Annotated in this window: 21 protein-coding genes and 1 pseudogene; 9 read left to right on the forward strand and 13 right to left on the reverse strand. The window is 71.9% G+C overall.

Going from position 1 to position 25,241, the window contains the following annotated elements:
- Window positions 1–689: 689 nt before the first annotated feature.
- Window positions 690–2,018, forward strand: a pseudogene (locus ACMCNK_RS20750) (chromosome partitioning protein); the annotation flags it as partial.
- A 64-nt stretch (window positions 2,019–2,082) separates the two neighbouring features.
- Here ACMCNK_RS20750 and ACMCNK_RS20755 read toward each other — a convergent pair.
- Window positions 2,083–2,505: a DUF3151 domain-containing protein gene (locus tag ACMCNK_RS20755; protein WP_412738049.1), complete on the reverse strand. Its 423-nt coding sequence runs from the start codon at window positions 2,503–2,505 to the stop codon at window positions 2,083–2,085.
- A 92-nt stretch (window positions 2,506–2,597) separates the two neighbouring features.
- Here ACMCNK_RS20755 and ACMCNK_RS20760 point away from each other — a divergent pair, with 92 nt between their 5' ends.
- Window positions 2,598–3,815 carry an LOG family protein gene (locus tag ACMCNK_RS20760; RefSeq protein ID WP_412738050.1) on the forward strand — a complete coding sequence of 406 codons (1,218 nt, stop codon included), beginning with the start codon at window positions 2,598–2,600 and terminating at the stop codon, window positions 3,813–3,815.
- Here ACMCNK_RS20760 and ACMCNK_RS20765 read toward each other — a convergent pair.
- On the reverse strand, window positions 3,812–4,360 hold the full coding sequence (locus tag ACMCNK_RS20765) for a hypothetical protein (RefSeq protein ID WP_412738051.1): 549 nt from the start codon (window positions 4,358–4,360) through the stop codon (window positions 3,812–3,814). The two genes, ACMCNK_RS20760 and ACMCNK_RS20765, sit on opposite strands and share 4 nt — an antisense overlap.
- A gap of 98 nt (window positions 4,361–4,458) precedes the next feature.
- The gene (gene fbaA, locus ACMCNK_RS20770) at window positions 4,459–5,484 is read right to left on the reverse strand and encodes a class II fructose-bisphosphate aldolase (RefSeq protein WP_412738052.1); all 1,026 of its coding nucleotides are present in this window, start codon (window positions 5,482–5,484) and stop codon (window positions 4,459–4,461) included.
- Window positions 5,485–5,696: 212 nt separating this feature from the next.
- Here fbaA and ACMCNK_RS20775 point away from each other — a divergent pair, with 212 nt between their 5' ends.
- Both ACMCNK_RS20775 and ACMCNK_RS20780 read left to right on the forward strand, forming a co-directional pair.
- Window positions 5,697–5,879 (forward strand): hypothetical protein, encoded by a 183-nt coding sequence (locus ACMCNK_RS20775; protein ID WP_412738053.1) that lies wholly within the window; start codon window positions 5,697–5,699, stop codon window positions 5,877–5,879.
- 187 nt (window positions 5,880–6,066) lie between these two features.
- Window positions 6,067–6,876, forward strand: coding sequence for a DedA family protein (locus ACMCNK_RS20780; protein WP_412738054.1), 810 nt, complete (start codon window positions 6,067–6,069; stop codon window positions 6,874–6,876).
- Between the two features lie 124 nt (window positions 6,877–7,000).
- Here the strand turns inward: ACMCNK_RS20780 and ACMCNK_RS20785 are convergent, their stop codons facing one another.
- From ACMCNK_RS20785 to ACMCNK_RS20805, 5 genes are all read right to left on the reverse strand, one after another.
- Window positions 7,001–7,672, reverse strand: a complete 672-nt coding sequence (locus ACMCNK_RS20785; protein WP_412738055.1) for a class II aldolase/adducin family protein — start codon at window positions 7,670–7,672, stop codon at window positions 7,001–7,003.
- Window positions 7,673–7,771: 99 nt separating this feature from the next.
- Window positions 7,772–8,149, reverse strand: coding sequence for an ArsR/SmtB family transcription factor (locus tag ACMCNK_RS20790; RefSeq protein WP_014440216.1), 378 nt, complete (start codon window positions 8,147–8,149; stop codon window positions 7,772–7,774).
- Window positions 8,150–8,206: 57 nt separating this feature from the next.
- Window positions 8,207–8,602: a hypothetical protein gene (locus ACMCNK_RS20795; RefSeq protein WP_412738056.1), complete on the reverse strand. Its 396-nt coding sequence runs from the start codon at window positions 8,600–8,602 to the stop codon at window positions 8,207–8,209.
- Window positions 8,603–8,978: 376 nt separating this feature from the next.
- Window positions 8,979–9,731: a hypothetical protein gene (locus ACMCNK_RS20800; RefSeq protein ID WP_412738057.1), complete on the reverse strand. Its 753-nt coding sequence runs from the start codon at window positions 9,729–9,731 to the stop codon at window positions 8,979–8,981.
- Window positions 9,732–9,804: 73 nt separating this feature from the next.
- Window positions 9,805–10,779, reverse strand: coding sequence for a hypothetical protein (locus ACMCNK_RS20805; RefSeq protein ID WP_412738058.1), 975 nt, complete (start codon window positions 10,777–10,779; stop codon window positions 9,805–9,807).
- A gap of 350 nt (window positions 10,780–11,129) precedes the next feature.
- Here ACMCNK_RS20805 and ACMCNK_RS20810 point away from each other — a divergent pair, with 350 nt between their 5' ends.
- Window positions 11,130–11,306 carry a hypothetical protein gene (locus ACMCNK_RS20810; protein WP_412738059.1) on the forward strand — a complete coding sequence of 59 codons (177 nt, stop codon included), beginning with the start codon at window positions 11,130–11,132 and terminating at the stop codon, window positions 11,304–11,306.
- A gap of 44 nt (window positions 11,307–11,350) precedes the next feature.
- On the opposite strand, the gene clpB is transcribed toward ACMCNK_RS20810, so the two are convergent.
- Window positions 11,351–13,939 (reverse strand): ATP-dependent chaperone ClpB, encoded by a 2,589-nt coding sequence (gene clpB / locus ACMCNK_RS20815; RefSeq protein WP_412738060.1) that lies wholly within the window; start codon window positions 13,937–13,939, stop codon window positions 11,351–11,353.
- Window positions 13,940–14,224: 285 nt separating this feature from the next.
- On the opposite strand from clpB, the gene ACMCNK_RS20820 reads away from it, so the two are divergent.
- The gene (locus ACMCNK_RS20820; protein ID WP_412738061.1) at window positions 14,225–16,333 is read left to right on the forward strand and encodes an ATP-binding protein; all 2,109 of its coding nucleotides are present in this window, start codon (window positions 14,225–14,227) and stop codon (window positions 16,331–16,333) included.
- 302 nt (window positions 16,334–16,635) lie between these two features.
- Window positions 16,636–17,082 carry a hypothetical protein gene (locus tag ACMCNK_RS20825; RefSeq protein ID WP_412738062.1) on the forward strand — a complete coding sequence of 149 codons (447 nt, stop codon included), beginning with the start codon at window positions 16,636–16,638 and terminating at the stop codon, window positions 17,080–17,082.
- Window positions 17,083–17,170: 88 nt separating this feature from the next.
- Here the strand turns inward: ACMCNK_RS20825 and ACMCNK_RS20830 are convergent, their stop codons facing one another.
- The 4 genes from ACMCNK_RS20830 to dnaK form a co-directional block, all read right to left on the reverse strand.
- Entirely contained in the window at window positions 17,171–17,611 is a 441-nt protein-coding gene (locus tag ACMCNK_RS20830; RefSeq protein ID WP_412738063.1) for a heat shock protein transcriptional repressor HspR, read from the reverse strand.
- Between the two features lie 45 nt (window positions 17,612–17,656).
- Window positions 17,657–18,838 (reverse strand): molecular chaperone DnaJ, encoded by a 1,182-nt coding sequence (gene dnaJ, locus ACMCNK_RS20835; protein ID WP_412738064.1) that lies wholly within the window; start codon window positions 18,836–18,838, stop codon window positions 17,657–17,659.
- 68 nt (window positions 18,839–18,906) lie between these two features.
- Complete coding sequence (gene grpE / locus ACMCNK_RS20840) at window positions 18,907–19,527, reverse strand: nucleotide exchange factor GrpE (RefSeq protein WP_412738065.1); 621 nt, start codon at window positions 19,525–19,527, stop codon at window positions 18,907–18,909.
- Window positions 19,524–21,401, reverse strand: coding sequence for a molecular chaperone DnaK (gene dnaK / locus ACMCNK_RS20845; RefSeq protein ID WP_412738066.1), 1,878 nt, complete (start codon window positions 21,399–21,401; stop codon window positions 19,524–19,526). Before dnaK ends, grpE begins: the two co-directional genes overlap by 4 nt.
- Window positions 21,402–21,631: 230 nt before the next feature.
- Here dnaK and ACMCNK_RS20850 point away from each other — a divergent pair, with 230 nt between their 5' ends.
- Both ACMCNK_RS20850 and ACMCNK_RS20855 read left to right on the forward strand, forming a co-directional pair.
- Window positions 21,632–23,533, forward strand: coding sequence for an ABC transporter (locus ACMCNK_RS20850; protein ID WP_412738067.1), 1,902 nt, complete (start codon window positions 21,632–21,634; stop codon window positions 23,531–23,533).
- Window positions 23,530–25,215 carry a GTPase gene (locus ACMCNK_RS20855; protein WP_412738068.1) on the forward strand — a complete coding sequence of 562 codons (1,686 nt, stop codon included), beginning with the start codon at window positions 23,530–23,532 and terminating at the stop codon, window positions 25,213–25,215. Before ACMCNK_RS20850 ends, ACMCNK_RS20855 begins: the two co-directional genes overlap by 4 nt.
- Window positions 25,216–25,241: the final 26 nt, after the last annotated feature.

The raw sequence follows: 25,241 nt of genomic DNA on the forward strand, positions 1-25,241 counted from the left end.
CGCACGGCCGCGCCCCCTCCGGTCCGGGTAGGCCCGGGCAACCGGCGCAGCCGGGAGCCTCTCAGCCGCCGGCGGCTCAGGGAGGGCCGGCTCCCGCGGGCCCGGCCCGGCCCGGCCCCGCCCATGCGAATCCGGCCCACGCAGGACCGGCCCACGCCGGCCCGACCGAGCCGGGGGCCGCGCAGGACCGGCCGTCCGGGGTGCTTCCCGGCGCCGACCGGGCCACCTACCACCCGACCGTCACCCCGCGTCGCCAGGTCGCACCTGCCGACGAGCAGGCGACGGGTCCGGTCTACCGGGCGGGCCCGGTGCCGCCCACCGCGCAGCCACCGGGCGACCCGCAAGCACCCCGCAGGCTGGCTCCACAGACCCCGTCCGGCCCCGAAGCCCCGCCCGCTCCCGGAACCCGGCCCGGTCCCGGAACGCCGCCCAGCCCCGGAACCCGGCCCGGTCCCGATCCCCGGTCCGGCGCCGGAAGCCGTCCAGGGCCGGGAACACCGCCGGTGTCGAGCCCGCCCGGGCAGGGCTCACAGGTCCAGCAGGGCAGGAACCCGGCCCGGCACGCGCACCCGGAGACATCCCCGCAACAGGGCGCGAACACCCAGCCGGGACCACGCCCAACGAGCCCGCAGGCGCCACCTGCGCAGGCGCAGCACCCGCAGCCGTCATCCGCACCGCTCCCGCCCGGGCCCGGATCGTCGGGACAGTCGCCACAGGGCCACACCCCGCAGGCAACCGGACCCCAGGCTCACGGCGCGCATGGGCAGGGACCCCAGTCCCTCGTCCCGCAAGGACAGCCATCCCAGAATCACGGCCCGCAGGGTCGTGGACTCCAGGGCCAGGGACCGCAGGGTCTCGGACCGCAGGCACCGGCGCAGCAGGGGCGCGGGACGCAGGGCACGGGCCCCCAGCCGTGGGCGACGGACCCCGACGCCCCCGGCACGCGGGCGCCGCACCAGCCGCCGCCCGGCCCGTATCCGCCCACGATGGACACCCGGGCGGTGCCGCCGCATCCGCAGATGCACCAGCCCGGCGGCGACCAGGCGACCGTGGACCCGTATCAGCAGACGCCGTGGGTGTCCGACGGGACTCCGACGGCCGAGGAGTTCGCCCGGCGCCGGCTCGCCAAGCCGGCCGAGCCGACCGCGACGATGGGCGCCCGGGCGATGGTCACGAAGGGCACCCTCGGGTTGCTCCGGTTGGCCCCGGGCCGCCGCGAGATGGAGTTCAAACAGGACGTCGAGAAGGTCCGGCGCAACTTCGGCGGCCTGCGGCAGGTGACCGTGGTCAACCCGAAGGGCGGGGCCGGCAAGACGGTCGCGGTGCTGCTGCTGGCCATGACGTTCGGGCAGAAGCGCGGCGGGTACGTGCTGGCCTGGGACAACAACGAGACCCAGGGCACCCTGGGCATGCGGGCGCAGCAGGACTTCCACGCCCGTACGGTCCGGGACATGATGCGCGACCTGCATCTGTTCCGCGGCTCGCACGGGCGGGTGGGCGACCTGTCGCAGTACGTCCGCGCGCAGGGCGAGGGCATGTTCGACGTGCTCGCCTCGGACGAGTCGGCGACCGCGGGTGAGATGCTCACTGCGAGCGCGTTCGCCGAGATCCGGGAGATCGTCAGCCGGTTCTACAAGTTGATCATGGTGGACACCGGCAACAACGTGCGCGCGCAGAACTGGCAGGCGGCGATGGACGCCACCGATCAGCTCGTCATCACGATGTCGGCCCGTAACGACTCGGCCGAGACCGCGGCGCGGATGCTCGACCACTTGGAGCAGAGCGGCCGGCAGCGACTGGTCCGGCAGGCGGTGAGCGTGGTGTCGATGCCACCGACCCGCAAGGACATCGACCTGCCCGCGATCCAGCGGCACTTCGCGGCGCGTACGCGGGCCGTCCTGCTGGCGCCGTACGAGCGGCTGATCGACTCGGGTGAGCCTCTCCGCTACGGGCAACTGTCCGCCAACAGCCGCGACGCCTGGCTCAAGATCGCCGCCGCGGTCGCCGAGGGCCTCTAGACCGGAAGCCGCCGCCCGGAGAGTCCGCCGCATTGCAGCGGGCGGACGCTCCGGGTCGGGGAGATCAGCTCAGGGCGTCGGCGGCGGCCGGATCGCTGTCGCGCAGGAACTGGGCGCACCGGGCCGCCTCGTCGGCCTCCCCGATCGCGGCCGCGGCCTGCGACAGGGAGTGCAGGCAGCGCAGGAAACCCCGGTTCGGCTCGTGCGCCCACGGGACCGGGCCGTGGCCCTTCCACCCGTTGCGGCGCAGGGCGTCCAGCCCGCGGTGGTAACCGGTGCGGGCGTACGCGTACGCGGGCACCGTCCGCCCCGCGGCGAGCGCGTTCGCGGCCAGCGCGGCCCACCCACCGCTGTACGCCGGGAACCGGGCGGCGACCGCCTCGTACGCATCGTCCGCGCCGCTCTGTGCGGCCTCGGCGAGGGCCTTGTCCGCCTCGTCCTCGACGGGCAGGCGGGTGGCGGGCGGCTCGGGAAGCAGGTTCTGCATGAACCCATTCAACCCGCCCGCCCGGCCCGCACGCCGCCGGGGTACGCGCAGACCGCGCACGAGCCTTCCGTTCGGCGGCTAGCCTGCTAGGAGTGCCCGGTGATCCACTTCAGCCCGTGTTCGGCAGCGAGCCGCCGTTCGACGAGACCGCAGGCGAGATCGAGTCGCGCGCCGAACTGGACGTCCATCTGGCGACCGGCTCGCTCGCCCACCTGGTCGTCCTGGGTCTGAAGCTGGACGTGGACCCGCCCGACCTGAGCCGGGTCGACGTGCGGGACACCCTGTTCGTGGGCTGCCGGCTGCTGTCGGCCGAGGTGGAGATCGACCTGATCCGGCGCGGCGCCCATCTGATCCCGCCGTTCCCCGCCCGGCCGTACCCGACGCATCCGGCACAGCTGTACACGCCGGAGGATCTGGCGTTCGGTTTCGAGCGGCACGGCTTCGCGGGCATGTACGACACGGTCGTGTACGGCCACTTCGGCGATCACGGCGGGGCGACCCCGGACATCCGGGAGGCGCTGGCGCAGCGGCTGCATGACGCGGGCATCGACAACGCGCTCGGCAAGGCCCTCAACGCGTGGGTGGCCGCGCACGGGCCCGACGGCACGGTCGGGATCAGCGGCGCGGTCGGGATCATGGGCGGTCATGCGGAGCCGCGGGGTTCGGCCGCGTACCGGATGGCGGCGACGCTGGCGTGGCGGCTCGCCAACGCGGGCCGGCTGATCGTGACCGGCGGCGGGCCCGGGGTCATGGAGGCCGCGAACCTGGGGGCGTACTTCGCGAGCCGCCCGGAGACGGAGTTGACGACGGCGATCGACCTGCTCGCGGCCGCGCCGGACTTCCGGGATCACGACCCGTACACGGCCGCGGCGCTGCGGGTGCGCGAGGCGTATCCGGCGCCGGCGTCCGCACCCGGCGACGTGGTCGCGCGGCTCACCCACGGCGGCCTGGCACTGCCCACCTGGCTGTACGGCCACGAGCCGGCGAACCTGTTCGCGGGCCAGATCGGCAAGTACTTCTCCAACGCGGTACGGGAGGACTCGATCCTGCGCCTGTCCCGTGGCGGCATCGTGTTCGCGCCCGGCTGGGCGGGCACGGTGCAGGAGGTGTTCCAGGCCGCGACGAAGACGTTCTACCGGACGGACGGCCCGAGCGGCGCGTTCGTGTTCCTGAACGCGGCGCACTGGGCCGGCCTGCCGGTCGAGGAGTTGCTGCGCCCGCTGCTGACCCGTTCCCCGTACGGTGATCAGTCCGGTTTGATCGTGGTGACCGACTCGCTGGACGAGGCGATGACCGCGCTGACCGCCTAGGCCACCCGGACCCGGCGCCAGCTGTGCACCGGCAGGTCCCGCTCGGGTACGTCGGTGAGGCCGTTCTCGTCCATCGCGTTGTAGACCGCGAGCCGGGCCTCGTCGAAGCGGAACTCCACCGCGTGGAGCACCCGCGGCAGCCAGTCGGCGACCGTGATCCGTTCGATGATGTTGACCTCGCGCAGCACCCGGCCGCGGGCGCGGCGCAGCGCGGCGTGCGGGTCGGCGCGCCAGTCGAGCTGGATGCCGGTGCCGTACCAGTCGATCGGTGCGGTCATGTCGACCTGATCCCAGGTGATCGCGCACTCGTCGAACTTGCGGTGAGTGATCTCCACATTGGCGCCGCCGCGGCCGTGCGGGCCGCTGAAGCCGAGGATCACCGGGCCGTCGGCGAACCAGCCCCGCGCGGAGATGTCCCACATGAGCCAGCCCGCCAGCAGCTCGCAGCCGATGAGGCGGGCGAACATCGGACGGTGCACCGCGGCCAGGGCATTGGCGTCGTGCTGCCACTCGGGTTCGTAACCCTCGATGCCGAGCACGATCACCTACCACCGGTTGAACAACCGGACGATCGTACCCAGACCACGGCGTGTCGCGGCCGGGGCCGGTCCCCGCGCACGGGGACCGGCCGCGCGGCGGGCGACTACTTCGCGGACGTGGTGCCCGCGGAGCGCAGGTGCTCGCAGGCCTCGACGACGCGCTTGGCCAGGCCGTTCTCGGCCAGCTTGCCCCAGGCGCGCGGGTCGTACGCCTTCTTGTTGCCGACCTCGCCGTCGACCTTCAGGACGCCGTCGTAGTTCTTGAACATGTGGTCCGCCACCGGCCGGGTGAAGGCGTACTGGGTGTCGGTGTCGATGTTCATCTTGATCACGCCGTAGTCGAGGGCGGCGCGGATCTCGGACAGCAGCGAGCCGGAGCCGCCGTGGAACACCAGGTCGAACGGCTTCTCCTTGCCGACCTTGGCGCCGACCGCCTCCTGGATGTCCTTGAGGATCTCCGGGCGCAGCTTGACGTTGCCCGGCTTGTAGACGCCGTGCACGTTGCCGAACGTCAGGGCGGCCATGTACCGGCCCTTCTCGCCCGTGCCGAGCGCGGCGACCGTGGCCATGGCGTCCTCGACCGTGGTGTACAGCTTCTCGTCGATCGCGCCGACGACGCCGTCCTCCTCGCCGCCCACGACGCCGATCTCCACCTCCAGGATGATCTTGGCTGCGGCGGAGAGGGCCAGCAGCTCCTCGGCGATCGTCAGGTTCTCGTCCAGCGGCACGGCGGAGCCGTCCCACATGTGCGACTGGAACAGCGGGGCCTTGCCCGCGGCGACCCGCTCCTTGCTGATCGCCAGCAGCGGACGGACGTACCCGTCGAGCTTGTTCTTCGGGCAGTGGTCGGTGTGCAGCGCGATGTTGACCGGGTAGTGCTTGGCGACCTCGGTGGCGAACTCGGCGAGCGCGACCGCGCCGGTGACCATGTTCTTGACGGTCGGGCCGGAGACGTACTCGGCGCCACCCGTGGAGATCTGGATGATGCCGTCGCTGCCCGCCTCCGCGAAGCCCTGCAGGGCCGCATTCAGCGTCTGCGAGGACGTCACGTTGATCGCGGGGTACGCGAACGCGCCGGCCTTGGCGCGGTCGAGCATCTCGGCGTAGACCTCAGGGGAAGCGATAGGCATCGGTGAGCTCCTTGATCCTTGCGTACGGGATATTTGCGTACGGCGCCAGAGGGCAGGACCGCGCTGTCCTCCAGCAGGCAGTATTCCGCAGTCCCGGCGGCCGGGGGAAATCGCCCCGTTTTCCGTGCCCATCCGGCGGGATCAGGGTCCGCGCGACGCCGCACCGGTCGTACCGTGGAAGGCGCAGTCCGCCCCATCGAAGGGAGCCGACGATGACCCAGCCGAACCACCTCGATGTGGAAGCCGCGGAGGCCGACGCCGCCGAGCAGGCCGCAATCGCGGATCCCAGCTGGGAGGAGGTCGCCGAGCCGCGGGTCCTCGAGGACCTGGAGGCGCCCGAGTGGGACGCGCAGGAGCAGGCCCAGGAGGTTCCGTTCGACGACGACTACCGCTGAGCGCCCACCGCTGGGTGTGCAGCGGGTGGTCCGGTCCGCCGGCAGCCCCGGCGTCCGGCCACCGCGGCCGTGCTGAACGGGCCGCCTCCGGCCGGGCACGCAGGTCCAGATTTTCGTCCGTGGGGCCCGCCGGGCCACCCGGACGGAGCACAGCACGCCCACAGCCCGCCCCGGTACCCTGCATGGCGTGACCATCCGTGCCCTGACCGAGCATCTCGCCCTCAATCCGATGGACCCGACGTCGCTGTTGAAGACGTTCGGGCTGATCGGCGTGTGGGCGATCCTGTTCGCCGAGACCGGCCTGCTCGTCGGCTTCTTCTTCCCCGGCGACTCGCTGCTGTTCCTGGCCGGGGTGGCAGCGTCACCGGTGGCGGAATCGATGTTCGGCTCGGGGACCAAGGTCTCGATTGCCGGGCTGATGATCGGCGCCCCGATCTGCGCGATCATCGGCGCTCAGCTGGGCCACTGGCTCGGCGCCCGGTACGGCCGCCGGATGTTCGACCGCCCCGACTCCCGCCTCTTCAAGCAGGAGTACGTGGCGAAGGCCGAGTACTACTTCGAGAAGTTCGGCCCCGCGAAGGCCGTGGTGCTCGCCCGGTTCATCCCAATCGTCCGGACGTTCCTGAACCCGGTCGCGGGCACCCTGGGCATGCCCGCGCGCAAGTTCCTGATCTGGAACATCGTCGGCGCGGTCCTCTGGGTGGACGGCATCCTGCTGGCCGGCTACCTGCTCGCGGACCAGATCTACCGGCTGGTCGGCGACAAGATCGACCACTACATCCTGCCCGTGGTCGCGCTGATCATCGTGATCTCGATGCTGCCGATCTTCATCGAGATCATCCGCGAGCGGCGCGCCAAGCGGCGCGGCACCGAGTCCGGCGAGGCAGAGACGGCGATCGGCGTGGTCGCGGCGGCGAGCATCGCCGGGCTGGCCGAGGCGGCCCAGGACGAGGAGCAGGAGCACCGTCCCCACCACCGCGGCAGCCACCGGGCATAGCCCGACGCGTCCGGAAAGCTGACCGGCGCGTAGGGGGAGCCTGAACGGCACGTCCGGGAAGCTGACCCGCGCCGACCTGACCCGGCCGGCACGGACTGGGCCCGGGCCGACCAGGCCCGAACCGTCAGACCGTGACCGGCGCCGAGCCGGCGAGGCGATCGAGGAACTCCTCGGGGCATTCCCGGAGCCCGTCCAGGCGACCGGCGGCCAGCGCCCGGTAGGTCAACATGGCCGCCTCCTCCAGGTTCCGGGCCCGCTTGTGCGCCAGCTCCACGCTGTCCGCCATGACCACGCTGCCGTGCTGGCTGAGCACGAGGCAGTCGGTGCCGTCGGCGGACATGGCCGCGGTGAGTGCGGCGAGCTCGACCGTCCCCGGCAGGCGGAACGGGACCGTGACGACCCGGCGCAGATAGAACGCGTGGTCGGTCGTGACGAGGCGGACGTGTTCCCCCAGTGCGTCGAGCAGCAACGCCGTCTGAGGGTGCAGGTGGACAATGGCGTTCACGTCGGGCCGGGCCCGGTACAACGCCAGGTGTAGCGGTAGTTCGCTGGTCGGCTCGACGCGGGACGGGATGGCGCCGATCACCGCGGGCCCGCCGTCGGAGATCCGTACGGCGGCGAACGTCACGCGGCTGAGCCGGTCCAGCCAGGAACCGGCGCCGGTGACCCAGCAGGCGTCCTCGTCGGGTATGCGTGCGGACAGATTGCCGCCCGATCCGCAGACCAGGCCGGACTGGACGACGTCGTAGCCCACGTGGGCGAGTTGATCGCGCAGATCGCCGGGCACGTAGTTCACCGGTGGCTCCTCGGGTCCTCGGGGGTGGACTCTGTGGGAGGTCTCGCAATCCAGCCTGGCGTCACGTTGGTCACTGTGACGCCAGGCGTCGGCTTCCGGTCAGCGCGCCTTCTTCGTGGCCCGCTTGCGCGGCGGGGTCAGCAGGTCGGCGATGGTGGCGATGGCGGTCGGCACCAGGCGGTAGTACGCCCAGACACCGCGCTTCTCGCGCTCAAGCAGACCCGCCTCCGTCAGGATCCGCAGATGATGGCTGACGGTCGGCTGCGACAGACCCAGTGGAGCGGTCAGGTCACAGACGCACGCCTCGCCGTCCGTTGCGGACTGGATGAGGCTGAGCAGACGCAGCCGCGCAGGGTCGGCGAGTGCTTTGAGCACTCCCGCCAGACGCTCGGCGTCGGCACGTTCAATTGGCTCGCCGGCAAGCGGCGAGATCTGAGGCATTGTCATTTCCGCCAACGCAGTTCCCACGATCTCCATCCTTCCACCAACTGCATCGATTCTCCTGCATGCGGGCAGGAACGAACCGGCTAACTTTCAGGCCGTAAGGCCGAGATCGGTCGTCGGGTCAGCCGATCGGTGCGTCAAGGCGGCGGCCCGGACGGCCGCTTCCGTTCGCTGATCGACCATTACCTCGACACCGACTTCGGTCCCTGCCTCCTGCAACGCCTCAGCAGCCGTCTGGTCGCTGTCCATCGCTGTCGGGCTCTCGATCCACACCGAGGGAGTGAGACGCCCCACATTGTCAATGTGTCGATCCGCGCCCCGACGGATCGACACACACCGCATTCGTACGACCGCGTTGTGCCGTACGGTCCCACTGTCCGGATTGATGCCGTCACACAACGCTGCACGACCCGATGAAAGCACGCGACGACTCTGCGCGACGGTCGTTTCAGTGATGAATTTACGCAGGTCGTGGTGCGCTTCCATGACATCGAGGGTACTGGCTGGATGGAAAACGGACCGTTCCACCCGGCCAGGGCCGAAAGGGAACTATAGACCCTCAGCATTGCCGCTCAGAATCTGTAAGGCTTGTTTACTGTAGGGCTTCGGAAACGTCTTCCACGCCCATTGAGGCAGCTCAAAGCGGGTTTCCGAACGATCGTCGGGTTATCCCCCCGCCTCCAGCTTCCTCAGATCGAATCCACAGGACTTACACAACATTGACAAACGTCTGTCCGTTCAGCGGGCGAAACAACCCCCGAGCAGGTCCGCGGTGAACATCCGGACAGTCGGCGCAAGCCTGTCCTCCAGTGCCGAACGTTACCCGTTCGGGTGACCCACAAACGTCGATGCGACCCGCGACTCAGCTCGACGGACGCGACCAGGATTCGTCGTCCTGCCCCGACGTGGGCGTTATGGATACAACCGGCGAGTAACCAGCCGAGTACCCCGAGGGGCTCATTCCATACGGCGAGCCATGGCCGTTCAGCGCAGCGTGACCATTCACTCCACCGGGACCGTAACTGTGATCGGCGGTGCCAGACCCGCCCGGCCGGAAGAACGAACCGGGTGCGATCAGCAGCAGCACCGCCACGATCAGGTAACCCACCATCTGGGCGAGCGCCGCACCCACGTTGAGCCCGATCCACCGATCCGGGTACGCGCCGCTCAAGACCGCGCCCAGCGACTCCGGATCCGCCTCGCCGCCGCGCTGTACCAGGATCGTCACCAGGGCCGCAGTACCGGCGAGCAGCCCCAGGCCGGACATCACCCAGGTGCCGATCCGGGCTGCGTTGCTGCCGCGGCGCAGCCCCAGCGCCAGCACCACGAACAGGGCGAAAAGAATCACCGAGACAACCGCACCGACCGCGGCACCGATCCAGACCACGGTCACGAAACCGTCGACCTCGGCGCCGTCCGCTGCACCGGCGGCGTCCCGGAAGCGCGCCACGACGCCCGGGGCGACCACGATCGTGGTGATCGCGTAGCCGAGGCCGGTCAGGCCCATCAGAGCCAGCAGGGCCGCCGCGAGCGTCACCGGCACCGGACGGCGCCGCGACGGGGCAACCGCGGGCGCCGCGGTCACGGCGGCGGGCGGCGAAACTGGGTAGGACATGCGACGGCTCCCCGGGTGATGTTGCGCCGAACCTACCCGGGTGCCGCTCCGGCCGCCGCCCCTGCTGCCGAGCTCAGGGCTGGGAAGTCGGGTCCGGCGGCGCGCCCGGACGGTCGTCGCGCTCCGGCGGCACGGCACCGCCCTCCGGCACCGCACCGCCCTCCTGCGCCGGACCGCCTTCCGGCGCCGAGCTCGGATACTGTGGCGGACCGGCGCCCGGCTGACCCGGGAACGGCGGACCGGCGTCCGGTTGCCCGGTGCCCGGCTGACCCGGATATGGCTGACCCGGATGCGGCTGACCCGGATGCGGCTGACCACCGACCGGCTGGCCCGGGACCGGGGGCGGGGGATGCCCTGCAAACGGCGGCGCACTCGGATAGGGCTGTGCCGGATAGCCGGGCTGCGCCGGGTACGGCGGCTGGGCCGCGGGATAGCCCGGATACCCCGGGAACGGCAGCGACGGATCCCACACCGGCTCCGCGGCCCGGAAGTACGGGTTCGCCGCCGGCAGCGCCAGCAGCACGAGCGCGGTCAGCAACGTGAGCAGCATGAGCACCGAGAGCGTCGTGGTGACCGGGGTGTACCAGGACGGGAGCGCCTCGTGGAGACGGTCCTGCAACTCGCGCGCGGACGGACCCCCGCCCGGACGACGGGTGTCCATGCCGCTGAGCAGCCCCGAAGCCGCGGTGCCCGCCAGGCCCACACCGCTGCAGCACAGAGCGATGCCGCCCAGCACCCAGGTGGTGATCCGGGACCCGTTGCGGCCTTTGCCGTTGAAGATCGCCAGCACCGCGAGCGCCGCGGCGAACAGCAGATTGATCACGAGCCCGATGACGCTGCCCACCACGGCGACGGCCTCGGTGCCCTCGGCGGCAGTGCCCCGGTACACCTCGCGGGTGACGCTCTCGATCGTTCCGATGCTGCTGAGCGTGATGATCGCGCCGAGCAGAGACAGCGCAGCTGTCGCGTACAGCAGGTAGGACGAGACGGTGACGGGTGCCGGTCGCGTCCTCGGCGCCGGCGCCGGTGGATACATGGGAACGGCCACGGAGATCCCCTCCTTGATCCACTCACGGTACCGTTCGGACGCACGGCCCGCGACTCCGGCCACGCGAACCGCCACGGCAGGCGAGATCGGGCGGACGAGCATCGGCCGGTGTGGACCGGATCGCTCGATCGAGGGGGCGACAGTTTTCGGCGTCGCCCCGTAACATGCGTACTCGTGGCGCCTCGTCGGCAGGAGACCTCCCCGGCCGCGCCCGTTGTCCGCCCAGGTCGCCACCCCCGCCCACAAACCGCCGGGGCCCAGGCAGACCGGATCCGGGCACCTTCCCCGTGACGCGCGCTGCGTGACCGCGCCGCAGCCGCCCCAGACATGACAAGGACCGGTGAGTCCCCATGCCGCATGCCGACACCCTGACCGTCGTGCACCATGACGACACGCAGACCCGGTACACCGACGTGCGCTATCAACTGATCCGAGACGGGATCCGGATCTGGTCCCGCGAGGGCGAACACTCGCTGACGGACATTCTCATGACCCACGCGTACCGGCGACAGGAGCCGAAGAACTAGGACGAACGGGCCCCGCCACCCGGCGGGGCCCGTTCATGTCGGTGTCAGCCGCGGCCGACCGACAGGCCGTCCTTGGCGTCGTTGAGGTCGACCTGGACGGTGTCGCCGTCCACGATCTGGCCCGCGAGCAGCGCCTTGGCCAGTGCGTCGCCGATCGCCGACTGCACCAGGCGGCGCAGCGGACGGGCACCGTAGATCGGGTCGTAGCCGTGCTCGCCGAGCCACTGCACCGCGGCGTCGGTGACCTCCAGGTTCAGCCGCCGGTCGGCGAGCCGGTTACGCAGGCGCCCGAGCTGGATGTCCACGATGGCCGCGAGGTCCTGTGCGGTCAGCGCGTGGAACACCACGATGTCGTCGAGCCGGTTTAGGAACTCGGGCTTGAAGTGCGCCCGCACGGTCGCCATGACCTCCTCGCGCCGTTCCTCGTCGCTGAGCGTGAAGTCGGAGACGACCGACGAGCCCAAATTGGACGTCAGCACGAGGATCGCGTTGCGGAAGTCGACCGTACGGCCCTGGCCGTCGGTGAGCCGCCCGTCGTCGAGGACCTGCAGCAGCACGTCGAACACGTCCGGGTGCGCCTTCTCCACCTCGTCCAGCAGCACCACCGAGTACGGGCGACGCCGCACCGCCTCGGTGAGCTGCCCACCTTCCTCGTAGCCGACGTACCCGGGAGGGGCGCCGACGAGGCGGGCGACGGAGTGCTTCTCGCCGTACTCGCTCATGTCGATGCGGACCATGGCCCGCTCGTCGTCGAAGAGGAACCCCGCGAGCGCCTTGGCCAGCTCGGTCTTGCCGACGCCGGTGGGGCCGAGGAACAGGAAGCTGCCCGTGGGCCGGTCCGGGTCGGCGACGCCGGCCCGGGCCCGGCGCACCGCACCGGAGACCGCCTCGACGGCCTCGCGCTGGCCGACCACCTTCGCGCCGAGCGAGTCCTCCATGCGCAGCAGCTTGGCGGTCTCGCCCTCCATCATCCGGCCGGCCGGGATGCCGGTCCACGAGGAGATCACCTCGGCGATGTCGTCCGCGCCGACCTCCTCCTTGACCATGGGCGGCTCGGCCTTCTCCTCCTCGGCTTCCGACGCGCTGGCCAGCTCCTGCTCCAGGGCGGGAATCTCCTGGTACTGCAGCCGGGACGCCTTCTCCCACTCGGCGTCGCGTTGCGCGCGTTCCAGTTCGACGCGCATCTCGTCGAGCCGCTTCTTCAGCTCGCCGACCCGGTTGAGGCCGCCGCGCTCGCGTTCCCAGCGGGCGGTCAGCGCGGTCAGCTCCTCCTCGCGGTCGGCGAGGTCGCGCTCCAGGCGCTCCAGGCGGGCGACCGACGCGGGGTCGGTCTCCTTACCCAGCGCCAGCCGCTCGACCCGCATCCGGTCGACCTGGCGCTGGAGCTGGTCCAGTTCGACCGGCCGGGAGTCGATCTCCATACGCAACCGGGAGGCGGCCTCGTCGATCAGGTCGATCGCCTTGTCCGGCAGGAACCGGTCGCTGATGTAGCGGTCGGACAGGCTGGCGGCCGCGACCAGCGCGGCGTCGGTGATCTGGACCCGGTGGTGGGCCTCGTACCGCCCCTTGAGCCCGCGCAGGATGCCGATCGTGTCCTCGACCGTGGGCTCGCCGACCACGACGGGCTGGAAGCGCCGCTCCAGCGCGGGGTCCTTCTCGATGTGCTCGCGGTACTCGTCCAGCGTGGTCGCGCCGACCATGCGCAGCTCGCCGCGGGCCAGCATCGGCTTGAGCATGTTGCCCGCATCCATGGAGCCCTCGCCCTTGCCCGCACCCACGACGGTGTGCAGCTCGTCGAGGAACGTGACGACCTGGCCGTTGGAGTTGCGGATCTCCTCCAGGACGCTCTTGAGCCGCTCCTCGAACTGGCCGCGGTACTGCGCCCCGGCGACCATCGCGCCCAGGTCGAGCGAGACCAGCTTCTTGTCGCGCAGCGTCTCGGGCACGTCCCCGGCCACGATGCGCTGGGCCAAGCCCTCGACGATCGCGGTCTTGCCGACGCCGGGCTCACCGATGAGGACCGGGTTGTTCTTCGTACGCCGCGAGAGCACCTGGATCACCCGGCGGATCTCGGCATCACGGCCGATCACCGGGTCGATCTTTCCTTCGCGGGCCAGCGCGGTGAGATCCACGCTGTACTTCTCCAGCGCCTGGTACGTCTGTTCCGGGTCCTGGTTCGTCACCCGGCGGTCTCCCCCGCGCACCGAGGGGAATGCCGCGACCAGGGTCTCCTCGGTGGCACCGGCGTCACGCAACGCCTTGCCGACCCCGCCGCCCACCCGGGCCAGCCCGGCGAGCAGATGCTCGGTGGAGACGTACTCGTCGCCGAGCGGCTTGGCGATCAGCTCGGCCTCGCCGATCGCGTTGACGAACTCGCGGGACAGGCTGGGCTCGGCGATGCTCGCGCCGCGGGCGGACGGGATCTGCTCGACCGCGCGGGCCGCGAGGCGGCGCACCTCGGCCGGGTTCGCGCCGACCGCGCGCAGCAGGCCCGAGGCGGTGGAGCCGCCGGTGTCCAGCAGTGACAGCAGCAGGTGCCACGGCTCGACCGAGGCGTGCCCGCGCGTACTGGCGGAGGCGACCGCACCGGTGATCACATCGCGGCTCTTGGTGGTGAGGCGTTCGGCGTTCATGTGCTCCCCTGATCGGTGGTTCCGCCCGGGTACAGCGTTCGCAGACTTGAGCGTATTCCACTCAACCCTAAGTCCGGCCGTCCACTCCGACAACGGCGCTGCGCGCCGGTGGTGTGACCGTTGCCACAGCCGAAGTGGATTCCTCAGGCCGCCTCAGCGGCCCTGACAACCGGCCGAAGGGAAAGTCGGACGTTTTCGGCAAGCGGGTGGAGGCGGCACATGACCGCGGGGGGCATTGCGGCCTACGAGGCTGGCCGGGCCGATGGGCCGGCTTCGGCGTACCCGATGAGCGTCAAAGTCTCGCTGCTGCGGTCGGCCGGGTTCGCCGCCGCCTACGCGGTCGCGTTCGCCGTCGGCCGAATGACCGTGATCGGCGGCTCTCACCTCGCCCTGCTGTGGCCCGCCGCCGGAGTCGCCTTCATCTGGTTCTGTGCCCAGCGGCGAGCCCGCCTGCGGTGGGTGGACGCCCTGGCCCTCGGCGCGATCGGCCTGATCGGCAACGCGGTCACCGGCGGCGGCCCGGCCCTGGGCGCGGTTCTCGCCCTGGCCAACGTCGTGCAGGCCACCGCGTTCGTTCTGCTGTTGGCCCGCCCGGCGAGCCGAGCCGGCCGTGACCTGCGGCTGTCCACTCCCCGAGACCTGGCGAGGGCGCTGGGCACGACCGTGATCGCGGTGGTCGCCGGCGCGGCCGTCGCCCAGGTCGGCAACTGGCTCGTCACGGGGCAACCCGACCCGTCGGCGTTCGACGCCTGGATCACCCGCGACGTCGCCGGAACGGTCGTGATCGGCACGGTCGGACTGTGGTTCGGCCCCACCATGAGCGCCTTCCGGGGCCGGCACGGATCCGTTGCCGGATGGTCGCGGAACATGATCCGGAACCTGCGGGCGACGGCCCGGTGGCGGGTCGCCGAGTACCTGGCGATCGTGTCCTGCTCAGCCGGCGCCTACGTGATCGGGGACACGTACGACAACGGGCTGCCGCTGATCGTCGTGACGGGCTGGGTGGCCATCCGCCTGCGTACCGGCTTCCTCGTGCTGCACAACCTGATCCTCGCCGGGGTCGCGGTCGCCGTCACCCTGCACGGCGACGGCGCCCTGGCCGACATCGCCGACCCGTACCTCCGCGCGGTGATCGCCCACCTGCTCGTCGCCCTGACCGCGGTCGCTTCGCTGGCCCTCGCGCTCGAACGGGACGAGCGCGCGGGCCTGTTCCGTGAACTCGCCGACCAGCGTGGCCAGGCGCGGCAGCACGCCACACTGCTGAGCACGATCATCGACTCGATGGGCGACGGCTTGTCCGTCGTCGACGCCGAGGGCCGGGTCGTGTTGCGCAACCGCGCAGCGGTACGCCTGCTGGGAGAAGTCAGCGTGGTGGGCGATGCTCACCGGCGGCTGCGCCACCTCGACGGGAGCCCGGTCACCACCGACGCGCTGCCGCACACCCGGGCCCTGGCCGGCGCCCACGTCGAGGGCGACGACCTGCTCGTCCGCAAGCCCGGCGACCACGACGCCCGGATCGTCCAGGTCACCGCCACCCCGCTGCCCGGCGAGCGCGGCTGCCGCAGCGCCGTCGTGCTCTATCACGACGTCACCGCGGAACGCCGTCACCGCGACCAGCTCGCCAACTTCGCCGGTGCGGTCGCCCACGACCTGCAGAGCCCACTGACCGCCGTCGAGGGCTGGACCGAGGTCGCCTCCGACGCCCTCGACGCCGAACAGCCCGCGATCACCCGCTCACGGGACAGCCTCAGCCGGGTGTCCCGCGCCGCCACCCGGATGCGGGGACTCATCAACGACCTGCTGGCGTACACGTCCGCCCGCGACGCCGACCTGACGCCCACCCGGGTCGAGCTCGCCGGGCTGGTCGCCGACGTCGCCGCCGCGCGCGCCGACGCGGCCACCGCCGCCGGGCGTCCCGTCCCCCGGGTCGCCCTGGGCCGGCTTCATCCGGTGCACGCCGACGCGGGAGCAGTCCGGCAACTGCTGGACAACCTCATCGGCAACGCGATCAAGTACACCGCGTCGGGGGTCACCCCGTACTTGAAGATCACCAGCACGCTGTGCGGTGACCTGGTCGAGGTCACCATCGCCGACAACGGCATCGGCATCCCGCCCGGACAGCACGAGGCGATCTTCGACGACTTCCATCGCGCCCACTCCGGCGGTGGCTACACGGGGAGCGGACTCGGCCTCGCCATCTGCCACCGCATCGTCAGCCGCCACGGCGGCACGATCACCGCGCACGACAACCCGGGCGGCGGCTCCCGGTTCACGTTCACGCTGCCCGCGGCGGACCCGCCGCCGACCGCCGGGCGACCCGACACCGTGCCGCTCGCCGTGCCCCACGCCACCGCACCGACGTCCACCGGCAAGCGGGTGCCCGCCCGCGCCTGAGCAGACTGCCGGGCGCGTCCTCACCGGCTACCTGGCGGCACGCCGGGCCGGCATCGCCCTACCCGGGTCCGGCGGCGAATGGGGCGACCCGCCGCCCGGCGGCGCCCCTGGCGGCCGGCGACTGACGCCGCTTTCCGGCACCTGGGCTGCGCAATGCTACTTCTCAGTACCGGATTGTGATTTCGGGGCCTTCCGCAGCCCCGTTTGGTCGCGCTACCGTGTCGCGGCGACAACTTCGTGTTAAGGAAACAGTTCACGGCGTAGTGGCGCCGTGGGGGACAGGGTAAGGCGAGGGCGGCGGCGTGAGCGTGCGTGAGTCGACATTCTTCGGATTCGCCAACCCGGTCGATCCGCGGCCGGAGGAGCTGCAGGCCTGGGCGTACCACCCGGAGGCGGTGCCGCTCGATGCGATGCCGCCCGACTGGGATCTGCTCATCGCCGGCGACGTCCTCGCACCGACCCTGTTCGAGCTGGCGATGGACCGGCAGTGCCCGGCGCGCCGGTTCGCGCTGCACTGCATGTACATCTACGCCGCGGACGGTGTCCGGGCGAACGCGTCGAGCCAGCGCAAGCGCCGGCTGAAGAAGTACATCGAGCGCGCCGAGGAGGTCGGCGACGAGCCGATGTCCATCTGGGCGCACAACTGCCGGGTCCTCATGACCCGCCCCGAGCTGTTCGACTACCAGGATTGGATCGAGGGCGGCCTGGTCCGGCATCCGCGCCGACTGGGCCTGTTCGGCCGCCGCTGATCGTTCCTGGGCAGCCCGTGCGGCCGCGCTCCGCCGCGCGACCATGTGGCGGCGGCCCCGAGGTCATCGGGGCCGCCGCCACATTGCCTCACCGGTCCGTACTGCGGCGCGGGCGCCACACGACTAACGCGGTCGACGGGCGATCCTGGCGGACCAGGTCCCGCCCCGGGTACGGGCCGACCGCCTCGAGCTGGGCGATCCGCGTGTACGCGTCGTCGAGCTGACTCTCGAGCTCCATGACCCGCTGCTGAAGATCCGCCACGAGCTGCTCCAGCCCGATGATCCGCTTGATGCCGGCGAGGTTGACGCCTTCCTCCTGACTGAGCTTCTGCACCTCGCGCAGCAGGGCGACATCACGCTCGCTGTACCGCCGGCCGCCGCCGCCCGCCCGGCCGGGCTGCACCAGCCCCAGCCGGTCGTACTGTCGCAGGGTCTGCGGATGCATCCCGGCGAGCCGGGCCGCAACGGAAATGATCAGGACCTTCGCGTCGGAGGCATGCTCCACCGAGATCTCGATTTCTTCGTACATGTGCCACCTCCTGCTGTCCGGTCCGACCCGAACCGTTGCCCGGTCCTATCCGGGACGGTGCCGCCGCGCCTCGATGCGCTCACGCCCGGCGGGCGGGGTGAGCTTGGCGAACGTCTCCAGCGCGTCCCGCGCCTCGTCGGAAATCGATGAGGGTACCTGCACCTCGACCGTGACCAGCAGGTCCCCGGCCGGGGCGTCGCGCCGGGCGACCCCCTTGCCGCGCGCCCGCAGCTTGCGGCCGCTCGGTGTCCCCGGGGGCACCCGCAACGTGACCGTGCCGTCCAGCGTGGGCACCGGCAGGTCCGTCCCGAGCACGGCCTCGGCGATCGTGATCGGCACGGTCAGCGTGAGGTCGTCGCCGCTGCGCCCGAACAGGTCGTCCGGCCGTACCTTCACCTGCACGTACAGGTCGCCGGCGGGGCCGCCGCGCTCCCCCGGCTCGCCGCGGCCGGACAGCCGGATCCGCTGGCCGTCCGCGACGCCGGCGGGGAAGCGTACGTTGATCGTCCGGTTCTTCGTGACCCCGCCGGTGCCCCGGCATTCGGGGCACTTGACCTCCACGATGGTGCCCGCGCCCTGGCACTCCCGGCACGGCTCCGAGAAGCTGAACGAGCCCTGGTTACGGGAGATCAGGCCGGACCCGTGGCAGGCCGGGCAGGTCCGGGGCGTGGTCCCGGGCTTGGCGCCGTTGCCGTGGCAGGTGTCGCAGACTCCGGGCGAGCGCAGCGTCAGCGGCAGCGTGGTGCCCTGCACCGCGTGCACGAAGTCGAGAGTCACCTCGGCCTCGACATCGCGGCCGCGCTGCGGACCGCGGCGCGGGCCCGCCCCGCCGCCCGAGAAGATCGAGCTGAAGATGTCCGAGAACCCGGCACCACCGAACCGGCGGTCCCCGGCGCCCGGCGGCGCACCGGCGCCACCGAAGCTGCCGAACAGGTCGGACGGGTCGAACTGGGCCCCGCCCGGCCGGGCACCGCGACGGAACGCGCCGGAGCCGAACAGCGAGCGCATCTCGTCGTACTCTTTGCGCTTCTTGTCGTCCGACAGCACGTCGTACGCCTCGGACGCCGCCTTGAACTTCTCCTCCGCCTCCCGGTTGCCCGGATTGCGGTCGGGGTGCAGTTCGCGGGCGAGCTTCCGGTACGCCTTCTTGATCTCGTCGGCGGAGGCGGACTTGCCCACCCCGAGAACGGCATAGAAGTCCTTCTCCAGCCAGTCCTTCGAACTCATCTAGTCCACCCCCTTCACCCGACGGTCCCGCCCGCCGTGACGGCGGGCGGGACGGACGCTGTTCATGCTCATGCGGGGTCGGCCACCGCGACCAGAGCCGCACGGAGCAGCCGGTCGCCGAGCAGGTAGCCCCGGCGCATGACCTCGATGCAGGTCGGCTCCGTGACATCCGCGGACATCTGGTGCGCCACCGCCTCGTGCCGGGTCGGGTCGAACGGGTCACCCTTCTCGCCGAACGCGACCAGCCCGTACTTGCCGAGCGCGGCGGTGAGTGCCTCGGCCACGGTCGCGAACGGCCCGACCAGGTCGCCGTGCTCACGGGCGCGGTCGAGGTCGTCGAGAACCGGCAGCAGCCCGGTGAGCACCGAACCGATGGTCTGCTCGGCCGCCGCGCCCCGGTCGCGGTCGACCCGCTTGCGGTAGTTGGCGTACTCGGCGGTCACCCGCTGCAGGTCGCGGGTGCGCTCGTCGAGCTCGGTGCGCAGCGCTTCCAGCTCCGCGCCGAGGCCGATCGCGGCGAGGTCGTCGTCATCCTGTCCCGGTGCCCGATGTGCGCCGCCGCCCGTGGGCTCCTTGTCCTTCGCCGCCGCAGCGGCCGAGCCCTTCGCGTTCGGGTCGATCTTGCGCCGGTCGCGGATGACGACGCGCTCGGCCGCCTGACCGTCGTTCCCGTCGTCCGCGTTGCTCACTTCTTGTCGTCCTCCACGATCTCGGCGTCCACCACGTCGTCGGCGCCACCGGCAGCGGCGCCGCCCGCGCCCGCACCGGCACCCTGCGCGCCGCCGGCACCCGCGCCCGCACCGGGGCCGCCCTCGGCGCCCTCGGCACTCTGCTGCGCGTAGAGCAGCGAACCGGCCTCCTGGGAGACCTTGGCAAGCTCCTCATGAGCAGACTTGATCTTGTCGATGTCCGTGCCGCCGAGCGCGCTGCGCAGGTCGCCCAGCGCATCTCCGATCTTGCCCTTGGTGTCCTCGGGAAGCTTGTCGCCACTCTCGGCCAGGAACTTCTCGGTCTGCCACTGGAGCTGCTCGGCCAGGTTGCGGGTCTCCGCGTCCTCGCGCCGCTTCTTGTCCTCGTCGGCGTGGTCCTGAGCGTCGCGCATCATGCGCTCGATGTCGTCCTTCGGCAGCGCGGAACCGCCGGTGATCGTCATCTTCTGCTCCTTGCCCGTACCCATGTCCTTCGCGGCCACGTGCACGATGCCGTTCGCGTCGATGTCGAACGTGACCTCGATCTGCGGCACGCCGCGCGGCGCGGGCGGCAGGCCGGTCAGCTCGAACGTGCCGAGCTTCTTGTTGTACGCCGCGATCTCCCGCTCACCCTGGAACACCTGGATCAGCACGGACGGCTGGTTGTCGTCGGCCGTGGTGAACACCTCGGAGCGCTTGGTCGGGATCGTGGTGTTGCGCTCGATCAGCTTGGTGAAGATGCCGCCCTTGGTCTCGATGCCCAGCGACAGCGGGGTCACGTCGAGCAACAGGACGTCCTTGACCTCACCCTTGAGCACACCGGCCTGCAGAGCCGCGCCGACCGCGACGACCTCGTCCGGGTTCACGCCCTTGTTGGGCTCCGCGCCGGTGAGCTGGCGGACCAGCTCGCTGACCGCGGGCATCCGGGTGGAGCCGCCGACCAGGATCACGTGGTCGACGCTGGCGACCTTGATCCCGGCGTCCTTGATCGCCTGCTCGAACGGGCCCTTGCAGCGGTCCAGGAGGTCCTGCGACATGCGCTGGAACTCGGCCCGGGTCAGGTTCATGTCCAGGTGCAGCGGGCCCGACGGGCCGGCCGTGATGTACGGCAGGTTGATGCTGGTCGTGGTCGCCGCGGACAGCTCGATCTTGGCCTTCTCCGCGGCCTCGCGCAGCCGCTGCAGCGCCATCTTGTCCGCACCCAGGTCGATGCCGTGCTCGCCACGGAACGTCTTGACCAGGTGGTCGATGATCCGCTGGTCCCAGTCGTCGCCGCCGAGGTGGTTGTCACCGGAGGTCGACTTGACCTCGATGACGCCCTCGCCCAGCTCCAGCAGCGAGACGTCGAACGTGCCGCCGCCGAGGTCGAACACCAGAACGGTCTGCTCCTTGGAGCCCTTGTCCAGCCCGTACGCGAGGGCGGCGGCGGTGGGCTCGTTGACGATGCGCAGGACGTTGAAGCCCGCGATCTCGCCGGCCTCCTTGGTGGCCTGCCGCTGAGCGTCGTTGAAGTACGCCGGGACGGTGATCACCGCGTCGGTGACCTGCTCGCCGAGGTACGCCTCGCTGTCGCGCTTGAGCTTCATCAGCACCCGCGCCGAGATCTCCTGCGGGGTGTACTTCTTGCCGTCGATGTCGATCGACCAGTTGGTGCCGACCTCCCGCTTCACCGATCGGATGGTCCGGTCGGGGTTCGTCACCGCCTGGCGCTTGGCGACCTCACCGACGAGCACCTCGCCGTTGCGCGCGAAGGCGACGATCGACGGGGTCGTCCGGGAGCCCTCGGCGTTCGCGATGACGGTGGGCTCGCCGCCCTCCAGAACGCTGACGCAGGAGTTCGTGGTGCCGAGGTCGATGCCGACCGCTCGTGCCATGTTCGCTTCCTCGCTTCTTGCGGGCCTGGTTGTCCCCGGGCCGTTGGGCGCCGCCCGAGGGATGCGCTCTCAAGTTGAGTGGACCGGACTCAATGATGCCACGCGGGGGGCAACCGTCAAGTCGGACTTGAGCGTACCCGGCGCAAGTCCGGTCGGAGGGACATACCTGTCCGGTCACGGCCGGGCGGCACCTGTTGTCTGCGTTGCATAGATCGGGCACGCTTTACCCCGTGACGACGCACGGTGACGCGGCCGGAGCACCGGCCCTGCCCGCCGTCGCCCCCGCACACGACCCGGAAGGTCCCACGGCGGGCAGAAAACCCAAGGTGCGGGAGGCGCAACTCCCCGAGCCCCGCAACCCACCCCCCGGCGACACATCGACGGACATGGGTGAATCCGTCCGCCCGGAGCCCGCCGGACGCGCCGCGCTGTCCCGCCTCCGGACCACCCTGGACAGCACGGCGTACCCGCTGGTCATGCCGTCCGCGGTCGAGGCCGGGCGGGTCCGGGCCGCACTCGTGTCCCAGCTCGACGACTACCTGCTGCCCCGGCTTGGACGGCTCGACGCCCCGCTGCTGGTCGTCGTGGGCGGCTCCACCGGCGCCGGGAAGTCCACCCTGGTCAACAGCCTGGTCCGGGCGCCCGTCAGCCAGGCCGGGGTACTGCGCCCGACGACCCGGTCGCCCGTACTGGTCAGCCACCCGGCGGATCTGGCCTGGTTCCGGCAGGGGGAGCTGCTGCCCGGGCTGACCCGTACCGCGGAGTCCACCTCGGATCCGGGCGCGTTGCGGCTGGTCGCCGCGCCCGCGCTCGGCGCCGGGCTCGCGTTCCTCGACGCCCCCGACATCGACTCCGTGGTGGACCGCAACCGCGCGCTCGCGGCCCAGTTGCTCGCCGCGGCGGACCTGTGGCTGTTCGTCACCACGGCGGCCCGGTACGCGGACGCAGTCCCGTGGGAACTGCTCACCACCGCGCGGCTGCGCGGCACGGTCATCGCGCTCGTGCTCGACCGCGCCCCCGAGGAAGCCGCCGGGGAGGTCTCCGCCCACCTGCGCGAGATGCTCGACGCGCACGACCTGACCGCGGCGCCGCTGTTCGTGCTCCCGGAGACCACGCTCGACGGTCAGGGTCTGCTCGCCGAGGACGTGGTCCGGCCGTTGCACGACTGGTTCGCACGGCTCGCCGCGGACGCGAGCGCCCGGGCCGCGGTCGTCCGGCAGACGCTGGACGGCGCGCTGGCCGCGTTGGGCCCGGCCGTGGAGGGGCTGGCCGCCGCGGCCGACGAGCAGGCGGAGGCCGCCCGGACGCTGGACGAACGGGTCACCGCGGCGTACCGGACGGCCCGGCGGGCCATCGAGGACGGGCTGCGCGACGGGCACCTGCTGCGCGGCGAGGTGCTGGCGCGGTGGCAGGAGTTCCTGGGTACGGGCGAGTTCCTGCGCAGTCTGGAGTCCCGGATCGGGCGCTTGCGCGACCGGATCGTCTCCGCCGTCACCGGACGCCCCGCCCCCGGGCACCACCTGCAGGCGGCCCTCGAATCCCAGCTCGTCACGCTGCTCCGCGGCCTCGCCGCCGACGCCGCGGAGCAGGCGTACGCGGCGTGGCAGGCGCACCCGGCCGGTGCCGCCCTGCTGGAGCCCGAGCTGCAGCAGCCCTCCGCCGACCTGCCCGAACGCGCGGAGCGGGTGGTCCGCGACTGGCAGCATTTCGTGCTCGACCTCGTCCGCACCGAAGGCGGCGACAAGCGGGTGGCGGCCCGCGGTGCCGCGTACGCGGCGAACGGCGCCGGGCTGGCCGTGATGGTCGCGGTGTTCACGACGACCGCGTTCATCCCCACCGGGCTGGAAGTGGCCGTCGGCGCGGGGACCACGGTCGCCGCCCAGAAGGTGCTCGAAGCGCTCTTCGGTGACCAGGCGATCCGTACGCTGGCCGGTCGTGCCCGCACGGACCTGCTGTCCCGGGTCGACGCCCTGCTGGACGCGGAGGCCGCCCGCTACCGCGCCCGGACCGCCGCGGTGGGCCTCGACCCCGAGCCCGGGGCCGCGCTGCGCCGCGCCGCCGCCGACGTGGAACGCGCCCGGGAGGACCTCGCGTTGACCGCCCCGACTCCCGCCGAGGCGGGCACACCATGAACCTGATCGACCGGGTCCGCGACCCACGCACCGACGACGACCTGCCCGAGGCGGACGCGACCCGGCTCACCGACCGGATCGACGCGCTGCAACGGTTCCTGCGGGCGGTCGACCCGCACCTGCCGGACCACGACCTGGTGGCCGCGCACACCCTGGTCGAGCGCGCCGGCAACCGGCTGGCCCTGTCCCGCGAACACACCGTGGTCGCACTCGCGGGCAGCACCGGCAGCGGCAAGTCCAGCCTGTTCAATGCGCTGGCCCGGCTCAAACTGTCACCCGTGGGGGTGCGCCGGCCCACGACCGGTGTCGCGCACGCGTGCGTGTGGGGCCCCCTGGAACCGGCATCGCAGCTGCTCGACTGGATCGGTGTGCTGCCCCGGCAGCGGTTCCTGCGGGAGAGCGCCCTCGACGGCGACGACGAGGCCGCCCTGCACGGGCTCGTGCTGCTGGATCTGCCCGACTTCGACTCGGTCGAGCGCGGCCACCGGCTCGAATCCGACCGGCTTCTCGGCCTCGTCGACCTGATCATCTGGGTGGTGGACCCGCAGAAGTACGGCGACCGTGTCCTGCACCAGGCGTACCTGAAGCAGTTCCGGCGGCACGCGGGCGTCACGATCGTGGTGCTCAACCAGGCCGACCGGCTGTCCTCGTCGGACACCGATCTGGTCCTCGACGATCTCCGGCGACTGCTCGACGAGGACGGGCTGGGCGCGCCGCCGGTCCTGGCGACCTCCGCGAAGCAGCCCGGAATGCTGGCCGACCTGCGCGGCGCCCTGGAGCAGACCGTGACGCAGCGCCGCGCCGCGCTGCGGCGGCTCGGCAGCGACCTGGACACCGTCGGGGAACAACTGGCGGCCACCATGGGCCCGCCGGCCGCCGAGGACGAAGTGGACCGGGCGACCGTACGGCAGCTCGCCGGGTCGCTCGCCGCCTCCGCCGGGGTGCCCGCGGTGGCCGAGGCCGCCGGGAACGCGTACCGGCACCGGGCGGCGGCCGGGACCGGGTGGCCGCTGGTACGCGGGCTGCGCCGGTTGCGGCCCGACCCGTTGAAGCGGCTGCACCTGGACACGTCACCGGCCAGTGAGGCACCACCGGACGCACCGGTCGCCCGTACCTCCCTGCCGGAGGCCGGTGCGGCGCAGCGCGCCGCGGTGACGCTCAGCGTGCGGGCCGTCGCGAACCGGGCCGCCGCGCCGCTGCCCGCGGTGTGGGCGCCGCCGCTGCACGCCGCCGCGCGCTCCCGCGCCGCGGACCTGCCGGACGCGCTCGACCGGGCCGTCGCGGCGACCGACCTCGGCATGGGCCGCGCCCCGACGTGGTGGCGCGCCGTGGGCCTGCTGCAGTGGCTGCTCACCCTGACCGCGCTCGCGGGCCTCGGCTGGCTGATCATCGGGTACGCGGCACGCGCGCTCGGCCTGCCGCACCTGAGCGCCCCGACGGTGGGTGCCGTCCCGCTGCCGACGCTGCTGCTGCTCGGCGGGCTGCTGCTCGGGGTGCTGGTCGCCCTACTGCTCAGACCGGTGATCGCCGCGGGCGCCCGACGCGCCCGGCGACGGGCCGAGAAGCGCCTGCGCGCGTCGGTCACCGAGGTCGCCCGGGAGCACGTGGTGGCGCCCGTCCGCGAGGTGCTGAACGCGTACGCGCAGGCCCGCGAGGCGCTCATCGCGGTGCGCTCCGACTAGCTGCGCAATGCGCACGGACGGGTACG

The organism is Krasilnikovia sp. MM14-A1259, assembly GCF_047159535.1.
In the GTDB taxonomy this organism is placed as follows: Bacteria; Actinomycetota; Actinomycetes; order Mycobacteriales; family Micromonosporaceae; genus Actinoplanes.

What these genes read in the sequence shown, in the direction of transcription:
- dnaJ (WP_412738064.1), bottom strand. Translation starts at nt 18,838, where the DNA reads ATGAGTTCGAAGGACTGGCTGGAGAAGGACTTCTATGCCGTTCTCGGG.
- clpB (WP_412738060.1), bottom strand. Translation starts at nt 13,939, where the DNA reads ATGAACGCCGAACGCCTCACCACCAAGAGCCGCGATGTGATCACCGGT.
- ACMCNK_RS20775 (WP_412738053.1), top strand. Translation starts at nt 5,697, where the DNA reads ATGACCCAGCCGAACCACCTCGATGTGGAAGCCGCGGAGGCCGACGCC.
- ACMCNK_RS20855 (WP_412738068.1), top strand. Translation starts at nt 23,530, where the DNA reads ATGAACCTGATCGACCGGGTCCGCGACCCACGCACCGACGACGACCTG.
- ACMCNK_RS20810 (WP_412738059.1), top strand. Translation starts at nt 11,130, where the DNA reads ATGCCGCATGCCGACACCCTGACCGTCGTGCACCATGACGACACGCAG.
- ACMCNK_RS20820 (WP_412738061.1), top strand. Translation starts at nt 14,225, where the DNA reads ATGAGCGTCAAAGTCTCGCTGCTGCGGTCGGCCGGGTTCGCCGCCGCC.
- ACMCNK_RS20755 (WP_412738049.1), bottom strand. Translation starts at nt 2,505, where the DNA reads ATGCAGAACCTGCTTCCCGAGCCGCCCGCCACCCGCCTGCCCGTCGAG.
- ACMCNK_RS20795 (WP_412738056.1), bottom strand. Translation starts at nt 8,602, where the DNA reads ATGGAAGCGCACCACGACCTGCGTAAATTCATCACTGAAACGACCGTC.
- ACMCNK_RS20790 (WP_014440216.1), bottom strand. Translation starts at nt 8,149, where the DNA reads ATGGAGATCGTGGGAACTGCGTTGGCGGAAATGACAATGCCTCAGATC.
- ACMCNK_RS20800 (WP_412738057.1), bottom strand. Translation starts at nt 9,731, where the DNA reads ATGTCCTACCCAGTTTCGCCGCCCGCCGCCGTGACCGCGGCGCCCGCG.
- fbaA (WP_412738052.1), bottom strand. Translation starts at nt 5,484, where the DNA reads ATGCCTATCGCTTCCCCTGAGGTCTACGCCGAGATGCTCGACCGCGCC.
- ACMCNK_RS20830 (WP_412738063.1), bottom strand. Translation starts at nt 17,611, where the DNA reads ATGTACGAAGAAATCGAGATCTCGGTGGAGCATGCCTCCGACGCGAAG.
- dnaK (WP_412738066.1), bottom strand. Translation starts at nt 21,401, where the DNA reads ATGGCACGAGCGGTCGGCATCGACCTCGGCACCACGAACTCCTGCGTC.